General features: G+C 73.4%; 8 protein-coding genes and 1 pseudogene. 4 read left to right on the forward strand and 5 right to left on the reverse strand.

What is annotated here, in order from left to right; translation table 11 throughout:
• A partial coding sequence (locus DKT69_RS40265; RefSeq protein ID WP_236648458.1) for a helical backbone metal receptor occupies nt 1-82 on the reverse strand: 82 nt, incomplete at its 3' end.
• 82 nt (nt 83-164) lie between these two features.
• Between DKT69_RS40265 and DKT69_RS30600 the strand changes: the two are divergent.
• The 3 genes and pseudogenes from DKT69_RS30600 to DKT69_RS30610 all read left to right on the forward strand — a co-directional run bounded on the left by DKT69_RS30600 (nt 165) and on the right by DKT69_RS30610 (nt 2153).
• Nucleotides 165-880, forward strand: a pseudogene (locus tag DKT69_RS30600) (helical backbone metal receptor).
• A 156-nt stretch (nt 881-1036) separates the two neighbouring features.
• The gene (locus DKT69_RS30605) at nt 1037-1612 is read left to right on the forward strand and encodes a hypothetical protein (protein WP_375373558.1); all 576 of its coding nucleotides are present in this window, start codon (nt 1037-1039) and stop codon (nt 1610-1612) included.
• A 172-nt stretch (nt 1613-1784) separates the two neighbouring features.
• The gene (locus DKT69_RS30610; RefSeq protein WP_089013951.1) at nt 1785-2153 is read left to right on the forward strand and encodes an FKBP-type peptidyl-prolyl cis-trans isomerase; all 369 of its coding nucleotides are present in this window, start codon (nt 1785-1787) and stop codon (nt 2151-2153) included.
• Between the two features lie 110 nt (nt 2154-2263).
• On the opposite strand, the gene DKT69_RS30615 is transcribed toward DKT69_RS30610, so the two are convergent.
• On the reverse strand, nt 2264-2629 hold the full coding sequence (locus tag DKT69_RS30615; RefSeq protein WP_109804916.1) for an STAS domain-containing protein: 366 nt from the start codon (nt 2627-2629) through the stop codon (nt 2264-2266).
• A 217-nt stretch (nt 2630-2846) separates the two neighbouring features.
• On the opposite strand from DKT69_RS30615, the gene DKT69_RS30620 reads away from it, so the two are divergent.
• Nucleotides 2847-3866 (forward strand): SMP-30/gluconolactonase/LRE family protein, encoded by a 1020-nt coding sequence (locus tag DKT69_RS30620; RefSeq protein WP_109804917.1) that lies wholly within the window; start codon nt 2847-2849, stop codon nt 3864-3866.
• A gap of 74 nt (nt 3867-3940) precedes the next feature.
• On the opposite strand, the gene DKT69_RS30625 is transcribed toward DKT69_RS30620, so the two are convergent.
• The 3 genes from DKT69_RS30625 to DKT69_RS30635 all read right to left on the reverse strand — a co-directional run.
• Entirely contained in the window at nt 3941-5209 is a 1269-nt protein-coding gene (locus DKT69_RS30625) for a L,D-transpeptidase (protein ID WP_109804918.1), read from the reverse strand.
• Between the two features lie 200 nt (nt 5210-5409).
• Nucleotides 5410-7089: a right-handed parallel beta-helix repeat-containing protein gene (locus DKT69_RS30630; protein WP_109804919.1), complete on the reverse strand. Its 1680-nt coding sequence runs from the start codon at nt 7087-7089 to the stop codon at nt 5410-5412.
• Between the two features lie 241 nt (nt 7090-7330).
• Nucleotides 7331-8149, reverse strand: an 819-nt coding sequence (locus tag DKT69_RS30635) for a dihydrolipoamide acetyltransferase family protein (protein ID WP_146231257.1), incomplete at its 5' end; no start/stop codon positions are given.

The raw sequence follows: 8149 nt of genomic DNA on the forward strand, positions 1-8149 counted from the left end.
GGTTGGGGTACTTGCTGCCACCGACCCGGGTGACGTCCAGGCCGGCCGGGTGGGTGCACCAGTCGGTGGCGCCGACCACCACCTCCCAGGCCGGAAGCCGTGGCGGGCGTCCACGTGCCGTGCGGCATGATCGGGGTCCGATCTGCGGCGGAGAGGAGCGACGGGTGCGGGTGGTGTCCCTGGTGCCGTCCCTGACCGAGGCGGTGGCGCTGACCCGCCCCGAGGTGCTGGTCGGCGCCACCGACTGGTGCACCCACCCGGCCGGCCTGGACGTCACCCGGGTCGGTGGCAGCAAGTACCCGGACCTGGACCGGGTGCTCGCGCTCCGGCCCGACCTGGTCCTGCTCAACGAGGAGGAGAACCGCCGTGCCGACGCCGACGCCCTGGTCGCGCCGGGGTCCCGGTACGGGTCACGTTTCCGCGTACCGTGCCCGAGGCGCTGACCGAGCTGGCCGAGCTGGCCGGCGCGCTCGGCGCGACCACCGAGCCGGACTGGCTCGTGGCGGCCCGCCGGGCCTGGGCCACCCTGCCCGAGCCCGGAACGCTCCGCCGGGCGGTCGTACCGGTGTGGCGCCGGCCGTGGGTGGTGCTCGGCAGCCGGACGTTCGCCGGTGACGTGCTGCGCCGGCTCGGCGTGGCGAACCTGTACGCCGACCACGCCGAGCGCTATCCCCGCCCAGACCTGGCCGAGCTGCGGGCGCACCCGCCGGAGCTGGTGGTGCTGCCGGACGAGCCGTACCGGTTCACCGCCGGCGACGGACCGGAATCCTTTCCCGGCGTGCCCTGCGCGCTGGTCTCCGGGCGGCACCTGACCTGGTACGGCCCGTCCCTCGCCGAGGCGCCCGCGCTGCTCGCCGCCCAGCTCGCCCAGGCCGGCTGAACCGGGCTGGCCCGGACCGGGAAGGCCGTCCGGACCGGGCCGGGAGGGGACCAAGGTCCCGGGCAGGAGCGGCCCGGTCGGCCCTGCCCGCGACGACGGGGCGGAGGTGGAATGAAGGTGCCACCGGGAAGCGCGGTGCGAGGCACAGGAAGGGACGTGGAAACCATGACCGCGACAGTCGAGCGGATCACCGCCAACACCATCGCTCCGGCGGCCGGGACCACCCGTGACGTCGAGACCATCGGCCAGAAGGCCACCCGGTACGTCTTCGCGGGTCTCCGGATCGCGCTGGGCTGGACCTTCCTGTGGGCCTTCCTGGACAAGATGTTCGGCCTCGGCCACGAGACCGCCGCGAAGAACGCCTGGATCAACGGGGGCAGCCCCACCAAGGGCTTCCTCACCTTCGGTGCCGCCGGCCCGTTCCAGGGTCTGTACCAGGACATCGCGGGCGCGGCCTGGGCGGACTGGCTGTTCATGGTGGGCCTCGCGGCCATCGGCGTCGCCCTGCTGCTGGGCGTCGGCACCCGGGTCGCCGCGGTCGCCGGCGGGATCCTGCTGGTCATGATGTGGACGGCCGTGCTGCCCCCCGAGAACAACCCGGTCATGGACGACCACCTGATCTACGCGGGTCTGCTGGCCGGGCTGGCCCTGGTCGGCGCCGGCAACACCCTCGGGCTCGGCCGGGCCTGGGCGAAGCTCCCCATCGTCCAGCGGCTCCCCTGGCTGAAGTGAAGTGACGGATCTGGCACCACCGACAGGGCGGGCGTCACCGGCGTGACGCCCGCTATTGCGTACGCCCACGGTCCCCGCCCGGTCGTCCGGCGGGGACTGACGCGTATCGGCGGGCCGCTATCGGGCAGGATCGACGGGGACCGGATCCACCACCGAGGTAGGAGACCTACGCATGGACAAGCCCGAGGTAGGCCCGATCGAGGGCGCGCCGCCCGCCGATCTCGTCATCGAGGACATCACCGTCGGCGAGGGCCCGGAGGCACAGCCGGGTCAGCTGGCCAGCGTGCACTACGTCGGGGTGGCCCACTCGACGGGCCGCGAGTTCGACGCGTCGTGGAACCGGGGTGAGAGCTTCGAGTTCCCGCTCGGCGGCGGTCAGGTCATCGCCGGCTGGGACCAGGGCGTGGTGGGCATGAAGGTCGGCGGCCGCCGCCGGCTGACCATCCCGCCGCACCTGGGCTACGGCAGCCGGGGCGCCGGCGGGGTCATCAAGCCGAACGAGACCCTGGTCTTCGTGGTCGACCTGCTCGGCGTCCGCTGAGCGGGCACTGAGCCCGTCGCAGGGGGCCGGCGGCGTGTCGCCGGCGGCCCCCTGCGCGCTGCCCGGCTCGGGAACCGCCCGGCGGGATCGCCCCGGCCCGACCGGCGTGGTCAGGCCGGCACCAGCTCCGTCACCCCCGCCGTCGCCACGGTCGCCGACTGCCGCACCGGCAGCACCCGGTGCAGGCCGGCGGCCCGCAGCACCCGCGCCACCACCGGATCCGGGTCGACCAGCACCAGCTCGCCGCCCCGCGCGCGGACCCGCAGGTGGGCCGCGATCAGCGTGCGCACCGCGGCCGCGGAGAGCACCCGCACGCCGGACAGGTCCAGCCGGAGCAGCGGACGGGCCGGCGCCGCCCACAGCGCGGCCCGGAACGACCCGACGGTCGCGATGTCGATCTCGCCGACCGCCCGGACGTCCACCACCTGGTCGCCCACGGTGATCTCCACGTGGAACCGGTCGCTGTGCTGCCCCATGCCGACGAACCTATCCGCCGGGACCGACAGTTCCGGCCCGCCCGGACCGGGATCCGGGTACGGCCCGGGTCCGACCCCGAGGGACGTCAGGGTCCCCGGTCAGGTGCCCCCACGATGCCGTGCGCCTCTCCCCGGACGGCCCGGAAACCTCCGTCGCCGCGCCGTTCCCCGGCGAACGAGGGCTGCCCCGGGCGCATCGGCGGGTGACAATGAGCGGATGGCCGTTCCCCGTCAGCGCCCGCCCCGACTCATCCGGCCCGTCCGCGAGCCGGCCACCGTGCCTCCGCCGCTGGAGGGGCCGTGGGCCCCCACCGACCTCCGGCTCGACCACGCCGACCTGCTGCCGCTGCCGGACGGTGCGCACGGGCCGGAGGACGTGCTGATCGACCCGGACGGCCGGATGATCAGCGGGGACGAGGACGGCCGGTTGTGGTGGTGGCCGGCGGACGCGCCGCCGGGCACCCCGCCCCGGCTGCTCGCCGAGACCGGCGGCCGACCGCTGGGTATCGAGCTCGACCCGGTCGACGGCGGCCTGGTGGTCTGCGACGCCTATCGAGGGCTGCTGCGGGTCACCCCGGACGGCGTGGTGCACGAACTGACCGGCACGGCGCCGCCGGTGCACCTCGCCGACAACGGCACGGTGGCCCGGGACGGCACCATCTACTTCACCGACTCGTCCGATCGGTTCCCGCTGTCGCACTGGAAGAAGGACCTGCTGGAGCACCGGCCCAACGGCCGGGTGCTGGCGTACGACCGGCGGACCGGGCGCACCGAGGTGGTGACGAGCGGGCTCTACTTCCCCAACGGGGTCGCCCTCACCCCGGACGAGTCGGCGCTGATGCTGGTGGAGACGGCCACCCACCGGCTGCTCCGGATCGACCTGCCGGACGGCCGGGCCACCGTGCTGACCGACCTGCCCGCATACCCGGACAACGTCGCCGCGGTGGGCGACGGGACGTACTGGATCGCCCTGCCCAGCCCCCGCCTGCCGATCATGGAGCGGCTGCTGCCGCATCCCCGGGTACGACAGCTGGTGGCGCTGCTGCCGGGGGCGGTGCAGCCGCAGCCCCGCCGCTACGGCCTGGTCGCGCTGGTCGACGGCGAGGGGCGGGTGCTCCGGACGCTGCACGGCCCGACCGGCGCGTACTCGATGATCACCGGCGTGCGGCAGCACGGGGACGTGCTCTGGCTGGGCAGCCTGACCGCGACGGCCGTGGCCCGGGTGCGCCTCGGCTGAGCGGCCGTGACGGGCGGCCGGCCCGCCACCGTCCGAGGGTGGCGGGCCGGCCCGGGTCGTTCCTCCCCGGTGGGTCAGCCGCCGCTGGCCGAGGGGGCCGGTGCGGGCGCCGAACCGCCGGCCACCGCGCCCGGGTGCGGCGTGGCGACGTGGGTGGGCTTCAGCCCGGCCGGTACGGGCAGCGCGCTGCCCTTGATGAACTCGTCCCAGCTGACGTTCCAGGCCGTGAACCCGTTGCCTTGGTCCAGCTTCACCTCGGTGCCCTTGATGGTCACCAGGTCGCCGACGTGGGTGACGCCCATCAGCCAGTCCGCGGCCGCCGCGGAGACGTTAGTGCAGCCGTGTGAGGTGTTGGTGAAGCCCTGCTCCCCCTCCGACCACGGGGCGGAGTGGATGAACTCGCCACCCCAGGTGAGCCGCTGGGCGTCATCGACGTCGACCACGTAAGGATCGGCCGAACCCCGGGTGTCGAAGGTGGTCCGGTCGAACTTCTCCATGATCACCATCTTGCCGCTGGAGGTGGGCGTGCTCGACTTGCCCATGCTCACCGGGACCTTGCGGAGCAGCTTGCCGTCCTGGTAGACGGACATCTGCTTGGTGGCGTTGTCGATGTCGAGCGAGACCTGCCGGCCGATCTTGGAGGTCGCGCTGTGGTCGGCGTCGCCGATGGCGTCCTTGCCGATCGGCAGCCCCTGCAGCGCGCTCCGTACGCTGATCTTCGTGCCGGACTTCCAGTGGTCGGGCGCCCGGTACTCGACCTGCTTGCCGTCGGACTCCCACGACCAGGCGCCCGGCTGCGGCGGGTCGGTCTTCACGAACAACCGGCGCTGTACGTCCGCTCTGGCCTCTTTCGGAATTGGCGGATCGAATGCGACGACCACCGGCATCGCCGTCCCGTACGTCTGATTACTGGTGAAATAGAGCTCGGTGGTGACGGCCGGCTTGGTCGATTTCGCCATCGTGGTGAACGTCGTCTTCTGCGTGGTGGTACGTCCGGAACCGCCGGTCGCGGTGACCTCCGCCGTATACGTCCGGGAGTTCTGCAATGGCCGGGTGGGCACCCAGCCCGACCCGTCCTCCCGCGGCTCGGCCGGCACCTGCACACCCTTGTCGTCAGTGAGCCGGACCGCGGTGACCTTCCCGTGCGCGACCTTCGCGCCCACCTCTGCGCTGATCGGCACATCCTTGGTCCGGTCCGCCGGTATCACGGTCACCGACGGCGCGGCCGCCTTCCCGTGCCCCGGCTTCGCAGCCTCCCGCTGACCGGCGGTGCAGCCGCCGATCACCAATGGCGTGACTGCGATGGTTACTGCGAACAGCCTCAATCGCCGTCTCACGTCCATATTCCACACCCCATTTCCCAGTCCCCGTTGGCCCCATTCTGTACGGCGTTTCTCCGGCCGGGTCGCGCTTTTGGAGGAAATGGTGGGCGACGGGACGGCCATTTGATGCCGGGTGTGCCCGGCAGGCGGCGGCCGGGCCACGACGTCCGGGATCGGCAATCCTGGGCGGGCAGCGCACCGGACGTACCGGACCGGGCCGGTCAGTCCCAGTCCTCGTCGCCGTGGTTGCGGTCCCACCGCCCGCCCAGCGGCGGGGTGTCCAGGCGGGTGGCGGCCACGCCGTTGCCGGCGAAGTCGTTGTCCTCCACCCGGCAGTCCACCCAACTGCCCCGGTCCGTGACCCACAGCCCGTGGGTCTGCGTCCGCACGTCGTGGTTGTCCCAGACCCGGTTCCCCCGGATGGTCGCCGAGTCGAACGCCGCGTTGATCGCGATGCCGGCCCGGGTCTCCGGCGCGGCCGACAACTCGTACGAGGTGCCGGGCACCGGGGTGTCGCCGCTCCACGCGGTGCAGGCGTCGGGGCGTACCGGGGCGAGGGAGAGTTCGGTGCCGGTGTTCGCGGCCACCACGGCGGTGCGCTTGCCGACCCGGAGCACCTTGCCCCGGTGGCCGTCGTGCGGCCAGTCCGCCGACCGGTCGACCAGGTTCTGGTCGCCGTAGCGGACCGTCTCGCCGCCGCCCGTGGACGCCCCGGCGCACTGTCGGCCGTTGTTGCGGATGCGGTTGTTGAGCAGAACGGTGTCCGTCATCGGGCGGTCGACCCGGATCGCGTCCAGGCCGTTGCCCCAGAACTCGTTGCTCTCGACCACCACGTCCAGCGCCGGGTCCTGGTAGCCGCGCCCGAGGTTGTGCTCGTGGAAGCCGTGCCGCCCGTTGCCGGTGATCCGGTTGCCCCGCACGGTGTACGGCCCGGGCGTGTTGCCCATGCTGATGCCGTCGGCCAGGTTGCCGTCGATCACGCAGTCGGTCAGCAGCCCGCCCCGGCCGGCCACCCCGGCGGTGCCGTTGGCCGAGACGTCGTACCCGGCCTCCAGGTTTCCGGTCATCGTGCAGGCCGTGACGATCAGGCCGTCGGCTCCCCAGTCGGAGATGCCGAACCGGTTGCCCTGGCTGTGGCAGCCGATGATCCGGTAGCCGCGCGGCGGCGGCCAGTAGGGCTTCTGCAACTCGAGGAAGATGCCGTTGGTGCCGTTGCCCAGGGCGGTGCAGTTGGCGATGGTGAGCCGCTCCACCGTCCCCCAGCCGCCGATGCCGACGCCGATGCCGGCACCGCCCATCTCCTCCCCGTTGTCCAGCCGGCCGCAGCCGACCACCACCACGCCGTCGATGCTGCTGTCCTGGAGGAAGTCGCAGCCCAGCCCTGTTGCGGCGGTGTGGTGGATGTAGAGGTTGCGGAACATTGCCCGCACCATGTACTGCAGGCCCAGTCCCTTGGCCAGGTAGTTGTACTCGGCCATCGCCACCCCCGAGCCGTCGATCTCGAAGTCGGCGAAGGTGCAGTCGGCGATGTGCCGGTCCCGGCTCGCGCCGTGCTGCACGGTGGTCCAGAAGGCCAGCGGCGTCGGGTCGGCCCGGTTGCCCTCGTTGCTCAGCACGAACCGGGTCGCGGCCGGGCCGGCGCCGATCAGCGACACCCCGCTGCGCCAGACGGTCCCGGCGTCGCGGACGGAGTAGATCCCCGGCGGGCAGTAGATCACCCGCGCCCGTCCGTCGGCGACGTAGCCGTCGCCGAGCCGGTCCACCAGCGCGGCCAGCGCCGGCTGGTCGTTGGTCACCCCGTCGCCGGTCAGGCCGTACTCGCGGGCGTCGCACCACAGCGGCGCGCCCGCGACGGCCGGGCGGCGGTTCCGCACGGTGGGCGGCAGTTGCTGGTACGACACGCCTGCTCCTCTCGGACTCCGGGCGACGACGGCCTCGGATTCCCGGCCTCCCGACCGGTTAACACCGCGGGACGGGCACGGGGAGCAGATGCGACAGACGGGACGGCGGTGGACTACGCCGCCTTCCGGGGGCGGTCCGGCCAACGCCGGCGACACCGGTCACCGCCGGGGAACCGACCCGCACGGCGGCCCGTACGGGTCGGAGCCGGCCGCCCGGACGGGCAACCGGCTCCGCGCGCCGTCAGACGTTCGCGACCAGCAGCGCGGGCTGCTCGACGCAGTCCGCGACGTGCCGCAGGAAGCCGCCGGCCACCCCGCCGTCGCAGACCCGGTGGTCGAAGGTGAGGCTGAGCTGGGTGACCTTGCGGACCGCGAGCTGCCCGTCGACCACCCAGGGCTTGTCCACGATCCGGCCGACGCCGAGCAGCGCCGCCTCCGGGTGGTTGATGATCGGGGTGGAACCGTCCACACCGAACACCCCGTAGTTGTTCAGGGTGAAGGTGCCGCCGGTGAGCCGCGCCGGGGGCAGCGTGCCGGCGCGGGCGGCGGCGGTGGTGGCGGCCAGCTCGGCGGCCAGCTCCCGGGTGGTCAGCCGCTGGGCGTCGCGCAGCACCGGGACCAGCAGGCCCCGGTCGGTCTGCGCGGCGATGCCCAGGTGCACCCCGGCGGACTGGACGATCCGCTGCCCCTCGGTGTCGACGTGGGCGTTGAGCTGCGGATACCTCCGCAGCCCGCTGAGGCAGATCCGGGCCAGCAGGGCCAGGATGCTGACCGGCGCGTCCGGGGTGGCCGCGTTGATCGCGGCGCGGGTCGCCAGCAGCGCGGTGGCGTCCACGTCGACCCAGATGGTCACCTCGGGGATCTCCCGCCGGCTGCGGGAGAGCTTGTCGGCGATGACCTTGCGGATGCCGGTCAACGGGATGACCAGGTCCTGGTCGCCGGCCGGGGCGAGCCCGACGTGCGCGGCCGGGGCCGGCTGGTCCGGGACGGCGGCCAGCCGGGCGGCCGGGGTGGCCTCGGCGGCCTCCACGTCGGCCCGCCGGATCACGCCGCCCGGCTG

The sequence above is a fragment of the Micromonospora sicca genome (assembly GCF_003172935.1).
Lineage (GTDB): Bacteria > Actinomycetota > Actinomycetes > Mycobacteriales > Micromonosporaceae > Micromonospora > Micromonospora sicca.